Raw genomic sequence first — 14,385 nt, forward strand, 5'->3', positions numbered from 1 at the left:
CAGGGAGGGTGTTGTGACCACAGGACCGCTGTCCGGCTGCCGCGTGGTCGAACTCGGTGGCATCGGCCCGGGCCCGTTCGCCGGGATGCTCCTCGCCGACCTCGGCGCGGAGGTCGTCCGGGTGGACCGGCCCGAGCGGGCGGACGAACCCGACGCGGGCGGCCCCGCGGACGTGCTCAACCGGGGCAAGCGCTCGGTCGTCCTCGACCTGAAGCATCCGGGAGGTCCGCCGGCACTCCTCCAACTCGCCCAGCGTGCTGATGTGTTGATCGAAGGCTTCCGTCCCGGCGTAACCGAGCGCTTGAACATCGGACCGCACGAGTGCCTCGCCCGTAACCCACGCCTGGTCTACGGCCGGATGACCGGCTGGGGCCAGACCGGGCCCCTCGCCGCGGCCGCCGGACACGACCTCACCTACATCGCTCTCACCGGCGCGCTCGGTGCGATGGGGGAGGCGGGCGGGCCGCCGCAGATACCGCTCAACCTCGTCGGCGACTTCGGGGGCGGCGGCTGCTACCTCGTCATCGGCGTGCTTGCGGCCCTGCATGCCGTAGGACGCACGGGAGTCGGCCAGGTCGTCGACGCGGCGATCGTCGACGGGACGGCCCATCTCCTCGCGAGCACCTTCGGCAAACTCGGGCGCGGCGCGTGGACCGACGAGCGCGGGGTCAATCAACTCGACGGCGGCTGGCCGTTCTACGCCGTCTACGGGACGAAGGACGGCCGACATGTGGCAGTCGGCGCCCTTGAAGCGAAGTTCTACCGGTGCCTGATCGACCTGCTGAAGCTCGACGTCGATCCGGATCTCCAGCACGACCGGTCCACCTGGCCGGAGTTGCGCCGCCGGCTGACCGAACGGTTCGCGGAACGCACCCGCGACGAATGGGCGGCCCAGTTCGCGGGCACCGACGCCTGCGTCGCACCCGTCCTCGGCCTCACCGAAGCCGCGGCACACCCCCAACTGGCCGCACGCGGCAGCCTGTTCACCCGCGACGGCGTCGTCCAGCCCGCCGCTGCACCCCGTTTCTCGGCGACACCCTCGAGCCCCGGCCCGGCGGCACCACCCGTGGGCGCCGACACCCGCGCGGTGCTCCGGGACTGGGAGATCGCCGGCGTCGACCAACTCGTCGACAACGGCGCCGCCGTGCAGTACCCCCACTGACCGAGAGGACCCTTCCATGCCAGAGGCCGTCATCGTCGACGCCGTCCGCACGCCCATAGGCAAGCGCAACGGCTCCCTCGCCGCCGTGCACGCGGCGGACCTGTCGGCGCACGTGCTCACCGCGCTGGTGGAACGCACCGGCGTCGACCCCGGCACCGTGGACGACGTGATGTGGGGCTGTGTCACGCAGATCGGCGACCAGTCGAGCAACATCGCCCGGTTTGCCGCACTCGCCGCGGGCTGGCCCGAGCATGTGCCCGGCGTGACGATCAACCGGGCCTGCGGCTCCAGCCAACAGGCCGTCGACTCCGCAGCGCATGCCGTGATGGCCGGGCAGTACGACCTGGTGGTGGCGGGTGGCGTGGAGACCATGACCAGGGTCCCGCTCGGCTCGCACCGGACCACCGGCCAGCCGTACGGGCCCGCCGTGCTGGCCCGTTACGACGGGTTCCAGTTCAGTCAGGGTGTCGGTGCCGAGCTGATCTCTGAACGGTGGGGGCTCAGCCGGACCCGGCTCGACGAGTTCGCGTCCGAGTCGCACGCCAAGGCCGCCGCGGCGATCGACTCGGGGATCTTCGATGACCACATCGTGCCCATCGAGATCGACGGCACCAAGTTCACCGTCGACGAGGGCCTGCGGCGCGGCACTTCGGTCGAGACACTCGCCAAACTCAAGCCGTCGTTCAAGGAGGACGGTGTGATCCACGCCGGGAACGCCTCCCAGATCTCCGACGGCGCTGCCGCCCTGCTCATCACAACTCGCGAACGGGCAAGGGAGTTGGGCCTCAAGCCGATCGCCCGCTACCACTCGGGCGCGGTGAGCGGCGCGGACCCGGTCATGATGCTGACCGGCCCGATCCCCGCGACCGAGAAGGTGCTGCGCCGCTCCGGCCTGACCATCGAGGACATCGGAGCGTACGAGGTCAACGAGGCGTTCGCACCAGTGCCGTTGGCGTGGCTGGCCGAGACCGGCGCCGATCCCGAGCGGCTCAACCCGCTCGGCGGCGCCATCGCGGTCGGCCACCCGCTCGGCGGCTCCGGCGCCATCCTGATGACCCGGCTGCTCGCCCGGATGCGGCAACGGAACCTGCGCTACGGCCTTCAGACGATGTGCGAGGGCGGCGGCACGGCCAACGCCACGATCATCGAACTGCTTCCGTGACGCGTGCCGGCCGGAGGGATCACCAGGCCACCGGCAACTCGTAGATGCCGTAGGCCTGGGAGTCCTCCTTGAACTTCAACTCCGAGACGTCCACGGCGAGTCGGAGTGTCGGGATGCGGCGGAACAACGTGCTGAAGACGACGTGGAGTTCGATGCGCGCCAGCTGCTGTCCCACGCACTGGTGCGGGCCCCAGCCGAACGCGTGGTGGTGGGACGCGGTGCGGGTGAGGTCGAGCCTCTCGGGGTCCGGGAATGCCTGCGGATCCCAGTTCGCGGCGGGCAGTGACGCGATGACGCCCTCGCCCGCGCGGATGGTCTCCCCGTCGATCTCGATGTCGTCCAGCACCGCCCGGCGTGCCAGCAGGTGCGGGATGGTGAGGTAGCGGAGCAGTTCCTCGACCGTGCTCGTCACGTACTTCGGATCGTCCGAGTGCTCGCGCAGACCCGCGAGTTGGCCGGGGTTCTCCAGCAGCAGCGCGGTGCCCAGCGTGATCATGTTGGCGCTGGTGTCATGACCGGCGACCAGCAAGATGTGCCCCAGGGGCGCGGCCTCCTCCATGGACAGCTCGCCCGCCTTGATGCGCGCGCCGAGATCGGAGAGGACGTCCTCACCGGGATCGTCCATCTTGGCCTTGATGAGCCCGGCGATGTAGCGGCGCACGGTCGCCGTGCTCTCCGCCGCCTTCTCCGGCGTCTTGAAGCGCGCGTTGGTGACTCCCGCGTGCTCCTGGAAGAAGTCGTGGTCCTCGTACGGCACCCCGAGGAGCGCGCAGATCATCAGCGACGGCAGCGGGAGTGACAACGCCTCGTTCAGCTCGGTCGGGTTGGGGCCCGCGAGCATCTTGTCGATGAGGTCGTCGGTGATCCGCTGGATCTCCGGGCGGATCTTCTCCATGCGGTGACGCGTGAACGAACTCGTCAACATGCGCCGCCAGCGGGTGTGTTCGGCACCGTCGGTGTTGTTGATCGACGGCTGGATATGGGACGCGTGCGCCTTCATCGCCTCGGTCGTGTGCGGGTATCCGGGGGCACCGATATTCGCGCTGAGCCGGGGATCGGTGAGCAGCTGACGCTGGGCCGCGTGCGTCGTGACGACCCACGGGGTCGTGCCGTCCCACGTCTTCGCCCGGACGAGGGCCTTGCCCGTGTCGTGCAGCTTGAGCAGCCCCGGCGGCGGCGCGAACGGGCACTGGCCCGATCGGGGCGACGGGTACTCCGGCAGATCCTCGGCGACGTCGGTTCCGGCCACGCTCTCGGTCATGGTTCTGTCGTCCTCTCGTCGGGCCCGCACCTGACGGAACCATACGTCGACCGATCGGTACAATCAATCTTCCGGAAGGTCCGTGAAGGCTTTCCGGTGATCGGCGGAGAAACGTGAAGCGCGCGTATTGACCGAGTGGTCTATTTCATGCCCGAGGTCGGTCGGCGAGGCTCTCGCGGCATCCCGAGCCCCCGCTCGGCGACCTGCGTGCGCAGCACCTCGTTCGCCCCGCCGGCTATCGTGTACGCCCGCGAGTACAGATGCGCGTCCTGCCACCAGCCGTCCGCCACGGCGTCCTCGTCGCCCTCGACCAGCAGTCCGTCCGTGCCCTGCAGACTCAGGCCGAAGTCGACCAGGTCGTGGTTGAGTTCGCTGAAGAAGATCTTGCCGAGGAGGGCGTCGGCCGGCTGTTCCGTGCCGTGCAGCATCCGTGACTGGGCGAGGCCGGTCAGCGCGGCGTTCACCTGTACCCGCGTGGCCAGTTCGCCGATCGCCTGCCGGGTCGCCGAGTCGTCGAGCGCGGGGCCGCCGTCGACCGTCGTGCGAGCGGCGAGATGCAGCAAGTCGTCCAGTACGGCGACCAGTTCGACCCCGCGGGCGCCCACGCCGGAGCGCTCGTGGCCGAGGCTGCTCATCGCCACCCGCCAGCCGTCGTTCACCCGGCCGATCACGTTCGCGGCCGGGATGCGGACACCGTCCAGGAAGACTTCGTTGAAGTCGGTCGTCCCGGTGATCTCCCGCAACGGCCTGATGTCGATGCCGGGGCTGCGCAGATCGAGGGCGAACGCCGTGATGCCCTGGTGCTTCGGGGCCTCGCGGTCGGTGCGCGCGAGCAGGTAACCCATGTCGGCGTGCTGGCCGTTGGTCGTCCACACCTTCTGGCCGTCCACGACGAACACCGCGTCGTCGCCCTCGCCATCGAGGACCGCCCGCGTCCGGAGCGCCGCAAGGTCGCTGCCCGCCTCGGGCTCGCTGAACAGCTGGCACCACACGTCCTCGCAGGAGCGGATCCGGGGCAGGAAGCGCGCCCGCTGGTCGTCGGTGCCGAACTCCAGCAGCGCGGCCGAGGCGAGTGAGGCGGCGCCGATCGGCTGCCAGGTCCGGGCGCGGGCGATCTCCTCGGCGACGATCGACGGTTCCAGGGGGTGTGCGTCGGGGCGGCCGCCGTACTCGGCCGGCCAGTCGATCCCGAGGAAGCCCGCCTCGTACAGCTTGGCGGTCCACTCGCGGATCGCCGGCATCAGTTCCGGCTCCGGTGCGCGCACCCCGGCGTGGGTCTTGGTGCCCGGAGCGTGCTCCGCGACGAACGCGCGCACCTTCCTCCGGAACGCTTCGAGTTCGGGCGTGGACTCCAGGCGCATCGCTCTCGGCTCCCTGTTCTCAGGCCGTGCCGCGAAATGAGGTTACTCTAACCATGCCGTTCACTCGGTTGCCAGGGGCGTGCGGCCGGAAAAGTGGCCTCAACTTGCTTCCCGGCACCCGAACCGCGCGTCTGCGGCCCAGGTGGCGAATAGACTGGGGATCCGCAATATCCGCCCCAGAGGAGTTGGCCATGGCGACTGCCGTCGACCGCGAGCCCGCCGACGGCGAGACCGGTGTCCCGGTCGGCAAGCTGGCCGCGCAGACCGCTCGCCGTATCGAGGCGACCGTGATCCGCCAGGGCTGGCCGGTGGGCGAGTCGTTGGGCTCCGAAGTGGACCTGCGGGAGCGGCTCGGGGTGAGCCGGGCGGTGCTGCGTGAGGCGGTACGGCTCGTCGAGCACCACCAGGTGGCCCGGATGCGGCGCGGCCCGAACGGTGGCCTGATCGTCTGCGCGCCCGACGCCGGACCGGCCACCCGCGCCATGGTGATCTACCTCGAATACGTCGGCACGAGCGTCACGGACCTGCTCCAGGCCCGCCTCCTGCTGGAGCCGATCGCCGCCGGACTCGCCGCCGACCGCATCACCGAGGAGGGCATCGAGACGCTCCGGACCGCGCTCGCCGCCGAACTCGACCACTGGGACGACCCCGGCGTCCATTCGCAGGACCCCCTCCACCCCGTGCTGGGCCAGTTGTCCGGGAACCCGGTGCTGCACCTGTTCGTCGATGTCCTCACCCGGCTCACCGCGCGCTACGCGCACACCTCCCGCCGTATCTCCAAGTCCGAGATGTACGCCGCGAAGGACACCTCGCACCGCGCGCACAAAGCCGTCGTCGACGCGGTGGTCGCCGACGACGGAGCCCGCGCTCAGACCGAGTTGACCGCGCACCTGGAGTCGGTGGCCGGCTGGATCGAGAAGCACCGGGTGCGGCGCGGGCAGCGGATCGCGGGCAATGTCGTCGATCCCGAACTCGTCGAGGGGCCCCGGGCCAAGCTCGCCGAAGTGGTCGCGGCGCGGATCCACGACGACATCGCCGCGCGCGGCTGGCAGACCGGCATGGTGCTCGGCTCGGAGGCCGATCTGCTCGCCCGCTACTCGATCAGCCGGGCCGTACTGCGGGAAGCCGTACGGCTGTTGGAGTACCACTCGGTCGCCAGGATGCGCCGGGGTCCCGGCGGCGGGCTGATCGTCACCGAGCCCGAACCGCAGGCCAGCATCGACACCATGGCGCTGTTCCTGGAGTACCAGGGCGTCACCGCCGACGACCTGCGGATCGTCCGCAACGCCATCGAACTCGGCATCGTCGCCCGGGTCACCGCCCGGGTCGCGGAGGGCGACAAAGAGGTGACCGAACGGCTCGGCAAGGCCGTCCGCTGGAGCACGGAGGGCCCCGCCGACGACCCGCGCAAGGCCGACCTCTTCCACACCGAACTGGCCGCGCTCTCCGGCAACCCGGTGCTCGCGCTGTTCCTGTCGATCATTACCGAGCTGTTCCGCCGCCATGCCTCCGGACACGACCGGCCGCTGCCCGGCGACACGGCTGCGGACGAGGTCCAGCACGTCCACCAGCGGATCCTCGACGCCATCGTCGAGGGCGACGCCGGGGTGGCCCGGCACCGGATGCGCCGTCACCTGGACGCGCTGATCCCCTGGTGGCACTGATTCCGGCACTGATTCCCTGAGGTTCGACCGGCAACGCCCCATGCGGCCCTGGGCCCATGGGGCGTTCCGCTGCGCCGGTCCGCCGTATCGGTCTGTGTCCGGCGAGGCTAATTAGGTATACTGAATTGGTCGAGCCGAAGGAGATCCGATGCGCCGGACCCTGTTCGAAGAGACCCATGAGGACTTCCGTCTGCTGGTCCGTGACTTCCTCGCCCGTGAGGTCGTCCCGTCGTACGAGGACTGGCGGCGCGCCGGACTGGTCCCCCGCGACCTGTTCACCGCACTGGGCAAGCTCGGCATCATCGGTACGTCGATCCCGGAGGAGTACGGCGGAGGCGGCCAGGACGACTACCGCTACAACGCGGTGATCCAGGAGGAGTGCGCCCGCGCCTGCGTCACGCTCGGCGGCCTGCGGACCCATCTGGACATCGTCGTCCCGTACTTCACCGGCCTGGCCAACGCGGAGCAACGGGCGCGCTGGCTCCCGGGGTTGGCCTCCGGCGAGCTGTACACCGCGATCGCGATGAGCGAGCCCGTCACCGGCTCCGACCTCGCCGGCGTCACCACCCGGGCGGTCCGCGACGGCGACCACTTCGTACTCAACGGCGCGAAGACCTTCATCACCGGCGGCCACCACGCCGACCTGGTGATCGTGGTCGCCCGCACCGCCGTCGACCCCGCCAACCGGCGGGCCGGACTGTCCCTCCTCGTCGTCGAGAAGGGCATGCCCGGCTTCACCGTCGGGCGCAGGCTGGAGAAGATCGGCCTGGCCGTCCAGGACACCGTGGAACTCTCCTTCGCCGACGTCCGCGTGCCCGCCGCCAACCTCCTCGGCGAGGAGGGCGCCGCCTTCACCCTCCTCGGCCGCAACCTCGCCCAGGAACGCCTCGCCATCGCGGTCGGCGCGGTCGCCCAGGCCCGCACCGCCATCGACCTGACCGTCGCCTACGTCCGCGACCGGACCGTGTTCGGGAGACCGCTGGCCCAGTTCCAGAACACGAAGTTCGAACTCGCCTCCCTGGACGCCGAGTTGACGGCCGCCCAAGCTCTGCTCGACGCGTCGGTCACCGCGCTCGTCGCGGGCGAACTGGACCCCGTGGACGCGGCCCGGACCAAGCTGGTCTGCACCGAGACACAGGGGCGCGTCGTCGACCGCTGTCTCCAACTGCACGGCGGCTACGGCTACATCCTCGAATCCCCGATCGCCCGCCTGTACGCGGACGCCCGCGTGACCCGCATCTACGGCGGCACCAGCGAGGTCATGAAGCTCATCATCAGCAAGTCCCTGGGCCTTTGAAACCCTGCGGAACTCACCTTCGAAACCCTGCGGAACTCGTCTTCAAAACCGTGCAGTCCATGAGGAGTTGGGTGTGAACATCGACGGTTCAGCGGCACTCGTCACCGGGGGCGCCTCCGGGCTCGGCCTGGCCACCGCGCGGCGCATCATCGAACGCGGCGGACGTGTCGTCCTCGCCGACATCTCCGAGGAACAGGGCGTCAAGGCCGTCGCCGACCTCGGCGAGGCCGCGCGCTTCGTCCGTACCGACGTCACGGACGAGACCGAGGTCACCGCCGCCCTCGACGCCGCACAGCAACTCGGCACCCTGCGCTGCGTCGTGCACTGCGCCGGACGCGGCGGCGACCGCACCAGGATCATCGACCGCGACCGCAATCCCGGAGAACTCGCCACCTTCGCCGAGGTCGTCCGCGTCAACCTGATCGGCAGCTACAACGTGCTGCGCCTCGCCGCCGCCCGCCTCGCCGCCAACGAGGTGGTCGACGGCGACCGGGGCGCCGTGGTCCTGACCGCGTCGGTCGCCGCGTTCGACGGCCAGATCGGGCAGACCTCCTACACCGCCGCCAAGGCCGGGGTCCACGGCATCACCCTCGTCGCCGCCCGAGACCTCGCCAGCTGGCAGATCCGAGTGAACACCATCGCCCCCGGCATCATGGACACCCCGATGCTCGGCCGCCTCCGCGCCGACATCCGCGACGGCCTCGCCGCCTCCGTACCGCACCCCAAACGACTCGGCGACCCGGACGACTTCGCCCGCCTCGCCGTCGAGATGCTGGAGAACCCGTACCTCAACGGCCAGACCGTCCGCCTCGACGGTGGCATCCGCATGGCTCCGCGATGACGATGACGATTCCGGTGGACGGCGAGCCCGACGAGACCGACGAACAGTTCCGCGCCCGTCTGCGGGCCTTCCTGACGGAGCACCACCCCGGCCGCCGCCCCAAGGACCCCGTCGAGCGGATCGCCTGGCAGAAGAAATGGCTGGCCACGCTGTACGACTCCGGTTACGCGGGCCCGAGTTGGCCGCGCGCGTACGGCGGCATGGATCTGTCCTTCGCCCGCCAGGTCGTCTACCAGGAGGAGTACGCGCGCGCCCGCGTCCCGGGACCCCTGGGCACCGGACTGGGCATCGCCGCCCCCACCCTCATCAAGTACGGCACGCCCGAGCAGAAGGAGCACCACCTGCGCCCCATGCTGCGCGGCGACATGGTGTGGGCCCAGGGCTACTCCGAGCCGGAGGCGGGATCGGACCTCCCCGCGCTGCGCACGACGGCACGTCGCGAAGGCGCGGAGTACGTCGTCAACGGGCAGAAGGTGTGGAACAGTTCGGCCGACATCGCCGACATCGTCTTCACCCTCGTCCGCACCGGACCGCCCGACTCCCGCCAGGACGGCATCAGTTACCTCCTGATCGACGCGCACGCTCCCGGCGTGACCGTACGGCCGCTGCGCGACCTGACCGGCGACGCCCACTTCTGCGAGATCTTCCTCGACGACGTCCGCGTCCCGGTCGCCAACCGCATCGGCGAGGAGAACGGCGGCTGGCCGCTGGTGCGGACGAGCCTGGGGCACGAGCGCGCGGCCGGGGCGATGAATCAAGCGGCCCTGTACCGGCGGGTGTTGGACGAGCTGATCGAACTCGCCCACGAACGCGGGGCGACGGCCGATCCGATCGTCCGCGACCGGCTCGCGGACTTCGAGATCCGGGTACGCGTCATGCGGCTCACCGGCATGCGGACCATCGCCGACATCATGGCCAACGGCGAACCAGGGCCCGCCTCTTCGACGGCACGCCTGTTTATCGTGACCTTCGAGCAGGAGCTGCACGAGTTCGCCCTCGACCTGCTGGGACCCTACGGAATCCTCGGCCGCCGCGACCCGCACGCCGTCCAACGCGGGCGCTGGGTATGGGGGTTCCTCCGCACCCGCGCCTCGTCGATCGGGGCGGGCACCGCCGAGATCCAGCGCAACACGATCGCCGAGCAGCTACTGGGGCTGCCCCGGGACCCGGCGATGCCGACGACCGTGGAAAGGGCGCGATGAGAGCCGCACGCTGCACGGAGTACGGGCCGCCCGGTGGTCTCTCGGTCGTTGAACTCGACGAACTCCGGCCCGGCCCGGGCGAAGTGCTGGTCCGCGTGCACGCGGCCGCGGTCAACTTCCCGGACGTGCTGATCGTGGCGAACAGCTACCAGGTGCCCGCGCCGCTGCCGTTCACCCCGGGCAGCGAATTCGCCGGTGTGGTGGCCGAGTTGGGGCCCGGTGTCACCGGCCCGCCCGTCGGCTCACCGGTGGCCGGGGCGGTGCTCACCGGTGCGTTCGCCGAGCAGGTCGTGGTGCCCGTCGCAGGTCTGCGCCAGGTTCCCGAGGGGCTCGACATGGTGCACGCCGCCGCGTTCCACGTCACGTACGCCACCGCCTACCACTCCCTCGTCACCGTCGGACAGGGCGGCGCGGGGGAGTGGGTGGCGGTGCTCGGCGCGGCGGGCGGGGTCGGCTCGGCCGCGGTCGACATCGCGACCCGGCTCGGGATGCGGGTGGTCGCCGCCGCGTCGAGCCAGGAGCGGCTGACGGTCGCCCGCAAGCTGGGTGCCGAGGCCGGCGTCGACTACGTCCACGAGGATCTCAAGCTCCGCACAAGGGAGTTGACCGGTGGCGAGGGCGTTCACCTCGTGATCGATCCGGTGGGCGGCGACCACGCGGAGGCCGCCCTGCGCGCGCTGCGCCGGGGTGGCCGGTTCGTCACGGTCGGGTACGCCGACGGGAAGATCCCGCGCATCCCGCTGAACCTGGTGCTGCTCAAGGACCTGGTCGTCCGGGGCTTCGAGATCCGTACGGTCCGCCAGTACGCCCCGGACGCGGTGGCCGCCGCCGACCGCGCCCTCGCCGGAATGGTCCGGGACGGGATGCGCCCGCTCGTCTCCCGCGTCCATCCGCTCGCCGACGTCGCGACCGCTCTGACCGACGTCGCCGAACGCAGGACCACCGGCAAGGTGGTCCTGGACATGACCGGTCGGGAGTGAACAGCAGTCAGAACGTGGGGAGTTGGGGGCGCTTGCGCACGTACCCGCCCGCGTCGACCCGCATCTGCATCCCGGTGACGTAGCGGGACTCGTCGGAGACCAGGAAGAGCACGGTGTCGGAGACGTCCTCGGGCTCGACGTAGGGGATGTCCATGCCGGTCGTCGCCGGGAACGACAGCAGCGCGTCCTCACGGGTCGGGTTGTCGAGGTCGGGCCGGAACGAGCGGTACATGATGTCGCTGTTGAGCATGTCCGTGTTGACGTTGGTGGGGTGCAGCGCGTTGACCCGGATCCGCCGGGACAGCAGCACCGTCGCCAAGTCGTGGACGAACGCGGCCACTTGGCGCTTGGCGAAGGAGTAGCCGAGCCCTCCGGGGCCGTTGGACGGGTTGTCGACGGTCGCCGGGGTCAGCGCCGCGATGGAGCCGGTCGCCACGATCGAGGCGCCGTCCGGCAGATGGGGCAGGGCGGCCTCGACGGCGTGCACGACACCGTTGAAGTCGACGGTGACGGCGTCGATGAAGGCCTGAATGCCCTGTTGGGGACCCAGCGGGGCGATACCGGCCTGGGCGACGACGGCGTCCAGCCGCCCCAACTCGGCCACCCCGTCCGCCACGGCAGCCTTGAGCGCCGCCGGATCGCGTACGTCCGCCTTGCGCGCCACGATGCGCCGGCCGAGCTTCTCGACCTGCCGCACGGTCTCGTCCAGGTCGTCCTGAGTGGCCAGCGGATACGCATTCGTGGCGATGTCCTCGCACAGGTCGACGGCGATGATGTCGGCGCCCTCCGCGGCGAGCCGGAGCGCGTGGGCGCGGCCCTGTCCGCGCGCGGCGCCGGTGATGAAGACGACCTTGTCCTGTACTCGGCCCATCGTGGGACTCCTTCCGCCGGAGATAAAAGAGTAGCCTGAATGATGCTGAGTGAGGCTGCTCGTGATCCATGATCGGGGTCAACTGGGGCAGTCGGTGGCCTGTTTCCGTTCAGTGGGACACGAACAGTGCACACAATTCGGCCGGTGCTAGAGAGTCCGTGAGATCGAGGGAGCACATCGATGCCATTGCAGCCATGGATGAAGTTGCTGTCGACCGACGACCACCTGATCGAGCCGCCACGCCTGTGGGCCGACCGCCTGCCGGCGAAGTACCGGGAGGCCGGACCGCGGATCGTGGAGCAGGCGCGCGGAGAGGGCCAGGCCCCGGCCGAGGTGTGGAACTACGAGGGCCGCATCTACCCGTACATCGGCCTGAACGCCGTCGCGGGCAAGTCACCCGAGGAGTTCGGCCTCGAACCGACCCGCTACGACGAGATGATCCCGGGCTGCTACGACCCGAAGGCCCGCCTGCGCGACATGGACCTGGACGGCGTCTGGGGCGCGTTGTGCTTCCCGTCGTTCCCGCGCTTCGCCGGCACGATCTTCCTGGACGGCCAGGACCGTCAACTCGCCCTGCTGTGCGTCCAGGCGTGGAACGACTTCGTGCTCGACGAGTGGTGCGCCACCGCCCCCGGCCGGCTCATCCCGCTGGTCATCCTGCCGCTGTGGGACGTCGACGCCTGCGCGGCCGAGATCCGGCGTACGGCGGCCAAGGGCGCCAAGGCGATCTCGTTCCCGGAGAACCCGGTGCCGCTGGGCCTGCCGTCGTTCCACACCGACCACTGGGACCCGGTGTTCACGGCGGCCGTGGAGACCGACATGCCGCTGTGCCTGCACTTCGGCACCTCCGGCGCGGCCCCCAAGACCGCGCCGGAGGCACCCTTCGCGGTGACCATCTCCCTGTTCGGCTGCAACTCCATGTACGCCACCGCCGACCTGATCTTCTCGCCGGTGTTCCACAACCACCCCGGCCTCAAGGTGGGGCTGTCGGAGGGAGGTATCGGCTGGATCCCCTACCTGCTGGAGCGGATGGACGGCACCTGGGAGCGGCACCGCTTCTACCAGAACGTCAACCAGACCGTGCGGCCCTCGGAGCTGTTCCACAAGCACATGCACGGCTGCTTCATCGACGACCGGTTCGGCGTGGACGTACGCCATCACATCGGCGTCGACAAGATCACCTGGGAGTGCGACTACCCGCACTCCGACTCCTACTGGCCCAAGAGCCGTGCCTACGCCGCCGAGGTCCTCGCCGACGTACCCGACGAAGAGGTGCACAAGATCGTGGAGTTGAACACCCGCCGCCTCTACAACCTCCCCGCATGAGCGGGCGCCCGGAGTCCGAGCGCTCCGACTGGACCGACCTCGACCTGCTGACCCGTGACGAGGCGTACGGCCGCCTCCAGGAGGAGATCGCGCTCACCGCCCGCCGGCTGGCCGAACTCGGCGCGGGCGACGAGGCCGAGCGCGAACTCCTCGCCACGCGGCTGCGCGCCCTGCGTGAGGCCGCCGAGGACCTGAATGTCCGCTGAGCGAAAGGGAGTTGGCGTGGGGCGAGTCGAAGGAATGGTCGCGCTCGTCACGGGGGCGGCCCGTGGTCAGGGCCGTTCCCACGCCGTGCGGTTGGCGGAGGAGGGGGCCGATGTCGTCGTCACCGACGTGTGCCACGACATCAGTGATGAGCTGCCGTATCCACTGGCGTCGAAGGAACAGCTCGAAGAGACCGCGGAGTTGGTGCGGGGGACGGGGCGGCGGTGCGTCGCGGTCCAGGCCGATGTGCGGTCGGTGGGGGAGATGCGGGCCGCCGTCGACGCGGCGCGGGAGGAGTTCGGGCGGCTCGACACGGTCGTCGCCAACGCCGGTGTGATGAGCATCGGCGCCGCGTGGGAACTGTCCGAGGAGGCCTGGGGCGTCGTCATGGACGTCAATCTCAAGGGCCCCTGGAACACGGTGCGTGCCGCCATCCCCTGGATGATCGAGGCGGGGCAGGGCGGTTCCGTCATCATCACCAGTTCGGCCGCCGGTATCCGCGGCCATGTGCCGTACGCCCACTACGTGGCCAGCAAGCACGGTGTCGTGGGCCTGATGAAGGCGCTCTCGAACGAACTCGCCCCGCACCGCATCCGGGTGAACACCGTGCACCCCACCGGCGTCAGCGACACGGGCATCACCGTCGGCGTCCCGATCGAGGAACTCGCCGCGCGGGAACCGCTGTTCGCGCTGGCCGCGATGAACCCCCTTGCCCCGTACGTCGAACCGCGCGACGTGTCGAACGCGGTGCTGTTCCTGGCCTCGGACGAGGCGCGGTACGTCACGGGTCTCCAGTTCACCGTCGACGCGGGCTCGACGAACAAGCCGTAGAACGGAGTTGTGCATGAAGATCACGATCGACTCGTCGCTGTGCTCCGGGCACGCGCGATGTGCGGCGGCGGCGCCGGAGGTGTTCCGGCTCGATGACGACGGCTATGCGCTGCCCTTCGACGGCGAGGTGCCTGCGGAACTCGAACAGGCCGCCAGGGACGGGGAGTTGGCCTGCCCTGAGCGGGCCATCACCGTCGAGCTGTGACGCAGAGGAGCCCCACGG

General features: G+C 70.2%; 14 protein-coding genes. 11 read left to right on the forward strand and 3 right to left on the reverse strand.

Annotation, left to right across the window (positions count from 1 at the left end; genetic code table 11):
* The first annotated feature begins 13 nt into the window (after positions 1-13).
* On the forward strand, positions 14-1,162 hold the full coding sequence (locus tag ACIBK4_RS17455) for a CaiB/BaiF CoA transferase family protein (RefSeq protein ID WP_398995616.1): 1,149 nt from the start codon (positions 14-16) through the stop codon (positions 1,160-1,162).
* A 16-nt stretch (positions 1,163-1,178) separates the two neighbouring features.
* The gene (locus ACIBK4_RS17460; protein WP_398995617.1) at positions 1,179-2,324 is read left to right on the forward strand and encodes a thiolase family protein; all 1,146 of its coding nucleotides are present in this window, start codon (positions 1,179-1,181) and stop codon (positions 2,322-2,324) included.
* Positions 2,325-2,343: 19 nt separating this feature from the next.
* On the opposite strand, the gene ACIBK4_RS17465 is transcribed toward ACIBK4_RS17460, so the two are convergent.
* Together ACIBK4_RS17465 and ACIBK4_RS17470 are read right to left on the reverse strand one after the other, a co-directional pair.
* The gene (locus tag ACIBK4_RS17465) at positions 2,344-3,585 is read right to left on the reverse strand and encodes a cytochrome P450 (RefSeq protein ID WP_398995618.1); all 1,242 of its coding nucleotides are present in this window, start codon (positions 3,583-3,585) and stop codon (positions 2,344-2,346) included.
* A 140-nt stretch (positions 3,586-3,725) separates the two neighbouring features.
* A complete protein-coding gene (locus ACIBK4_RS17470) occupies positions 3,726-4,946 on the reverse strand; it encodes an acyl-CoA dehydrogenase family protein (RefSeq protein ID WP_398995619.1) in 1,221 nt (406 codons plus the stop codon).
* Positions 4,947-5,137: 191 nt separating this feature from the next.
* Here ACIBK4_RS17470 and ACIBK4_RS17475 point away from each other — a divergent pair, with 191 nt between their 5' ends.
* From ACIBK4_RS17475 to ACIBK4_RS17495, 5 genes are all read left to right on the forward strand, one after another.
* The gene (locus ACIBK4_RS17475) at positions 5,138-6,610 is read left to right on the forward strand and encodes a FadR/GntR family transcriptional regulator (protein WP_398995620.1); all 1,473 of its coding nucleotides are present in this window, start codon (positions 5,138-5,140) and stop codon (positions 6,608-6,610) included.
* Between the two features lie 148 nt (positions 6,611-6,758).
* A complete protein-coding gene (locus tag ACIBK4_RS17480; RefSeq protein ID WP_398995621.1) occupies positions 6,759-7,907 on the forward strand; it encodes an acyl-CoA dehydrogenase family protein in 1,149 nt (382 codons plus the stop codon).
* A gap of 73 nt (positions 7,908-7,980) precedes the next feature.
* Positions 7,981-8,748, forward strand: coding sequence for an SDR family NAD(P)-dependent oxidoreductase (locus ACIBK4_RS17485; protein WP_398995622.1), 768 nt, complete (start codon positions 7,981-7,983; stop codon positions 8,746-8,748).
* Entirely contained in the window at positions 8,745-9,950 is a 1,206-nt protein-coding gene (locus ACIBK4_RS17490) for an acyl-CoA dehydrogenase family protein (RefSeq protein WP_398995623.1), read from the forward strand. The genes ACIBK4_RS17485 and ACIBK4_RS17490 overlap by 4 nt, the downstream gene beginning before the upstream one ends.
* Positions 9,947-10,930: an NADPH:quinone oxidoreductase family protein gene (locus tag ACIBK4_RS17495; protein WP_398995624.1), complete on the forward strand. Its 984-nt coding sequence runs from the start codon at positions 9,947-9,949 to the stop codon at positions 10,928-10,930. The genes ACIBK4_RS17490 and ACIBK4_RS17495 overlap by 4 nt, the downstream gene beginning before the upstream one ends.
* A 7-nt stretch (positions 10,931-10,937) precedes the next feature.
* Here the strand turns inward: ACIBK4_RS17495 and ACIBK4_RS17500 are convergent, their stop codons facing one another.
* Entirely contained in the window at positions 10,938-11,801 is an 864-nt protein-coding gene (locus ACIBK4_RS17500; protein ID WP_033280449.1) for a mycofactocin-coupled SDR family oxidoreductase, read from the reverse strand.
* Between the two features lie 180 nt (positions 11,802-11,981).
* Here ACIBK4_RS17500 and ACIBK4_RS17505 point away from each other — a divergent pair, with 180 nt between their 5' ends.
* The 4 genes from ACIBK4_RS17505 to ACIBK4_RS17520 are packed head-to-tail and all read left to right on the forward strand — an operon-like array spanning position 11,982 to position 14,367.
* Positions 11,982-13,127 carry an amidohydrolase family protein gene (locus ACIBK4_RS17505; RefSeq protein ID WP_398995625.1) on the forward strand — a complete coding sequence of 382 codons (1,146 nt, stop codon included), beginning with the start codon at positions 11,982-11,984 and terminating at the stop codon, positions 13,125-13,127.
* Positions 13,124-13,333, forward strand: a complete 210-nt coding sequence (locus ACIBK4_RS17510; protein WP_398995626.1) for a hypothetical protein — start codon at positions 13,124-13,126, stop codon at positions 13,331-13,333. Before ACIBK4_RS17505 ends, ACIBK4_RS17510 begins: the two co-directional genes overlap by 4 nt.
* Positions 13,334-13,349: 16 nt before the next feature.
* Positions 13,350-14,162 carry a mycofactocin-coupled SDR family oxidoreductase gene (locus ACIBK4_RS17515; protein ID WP_398995627.1) on the forward strand — a complete coding sequence of 271 codons (813 nt, stop codon included), beginning with the start codon at positions 13,350-13,352 and terminating at the stop codon, positions 14,160-14,162.
* A 13-nt stretch (positions 14,163-14,175) separates the two neighbouring features.
* Entirely contained in the window at positions 14,176-14,367 is a 192-nt protein-coding gene (locus tag ACIBK4_RS17520) for a ferredoxin (RefSeq protein WP_398995628.1), read from the forward strand.
* The last annotated feature ends 18 nt before the right edge of the window (positions 14,368-14,385 follow it).

Source organism: Streptomyces sp. NPDC050528, assembly GCF_044457795.1.
Taxonomy (GTDB): Bacteria; Actinomycetota; Actinomycetes; order Streptomycetales; family Streptomycetaceae; genus Streptomyces.

What these genes read in the sequence shown, in the direction of transcription:
- ACIBK4_RS17460 (WP_398995617.1), top strand. Translation starts at nt 1,179, where the DNA reads ATGCCAGAGGCCGTCATCGTCGACGCCGTCCGCACGCCCATAGGCAAG.
- ACIBK4_RS17465 (WP_398995618.1), bottom strand. Translation starts at nt 3,585, where the DNA reads ATGACCGAGAGCGTGGCCGGAACCGACGTCGCCGAGGATCTGCCGGAG.
- ACIBK4_RS17470 (WP_398995619.1), bottom strand. Translation starts at nt 4,946, where the DNA reads ATGCGCCTGGAGTCCACGCCCGAACTCGAAGCGTTCCGGAGGAAGGTG.
- ACIBK4_RS17475 (WP_398995620.1), top strand. Translation starts at nt 5,138, where the DNA reads ATGGCGACTGCCGTCGACCGCGAGCCCGCCGACGGCGAGACCGGTGTC.
- ACIBK4_RS17480 (WP_398995621.1), top strand. Translation starts at nt 6,759, where the DNA reads ATGCGCCGGACCCTGTTCGAAGAGACCCATGAGGACTTCCGTCTGCTG.
- ACIBK4_RS17490 (WP_398995623.1), top strand. Translation starts at nt 8,745, where the DNA reads ATGACGATGACGATTCCGGTGGACGGCGAGCCCGACGAGACCGACGAA.
- ACIBK4_RS17495 (WP_398995624.1), top strand. Translation starts at nt 9,947, where the DNA reads ATGAGAGCCGCACGCTGCACGGAGTACGGGCCGCCCGGTGGTCTCTCG.
- ACIBK4_RS17500 (WP_033280449.1), bottom strand. Translation starts at nt 11,801, where the DNA reads ATGGGCCGAGTACAGGACAAGGTCGTCTTCATCACCGGCGCCGCGCGC.
- ACIBK4_RS17505 (WP_398995625.1), top strand. Translation starts at nt 11,982, where the DNA reads ATGCCATTGCAGCCATGGATGAAGTTGCTGTCGACCGACGACCACCTG.
- ACIBK4_RS17510 (WP_398995626.1), top strand. Translation starts at nt 13,124, where the DNA reads ATGAGCGGGCGCCCGGAGTCCGAGCGCTCCGACTGGACCGACCTCGAC.
- ACIBK4_RS17520 (WP_398995628.1), top strand. Translation starts at nt 14,176, where the DNA reads ATGAAGATCACGATCGACTCGTCGCTGTGCTCCGGGCACGCGCGATGT.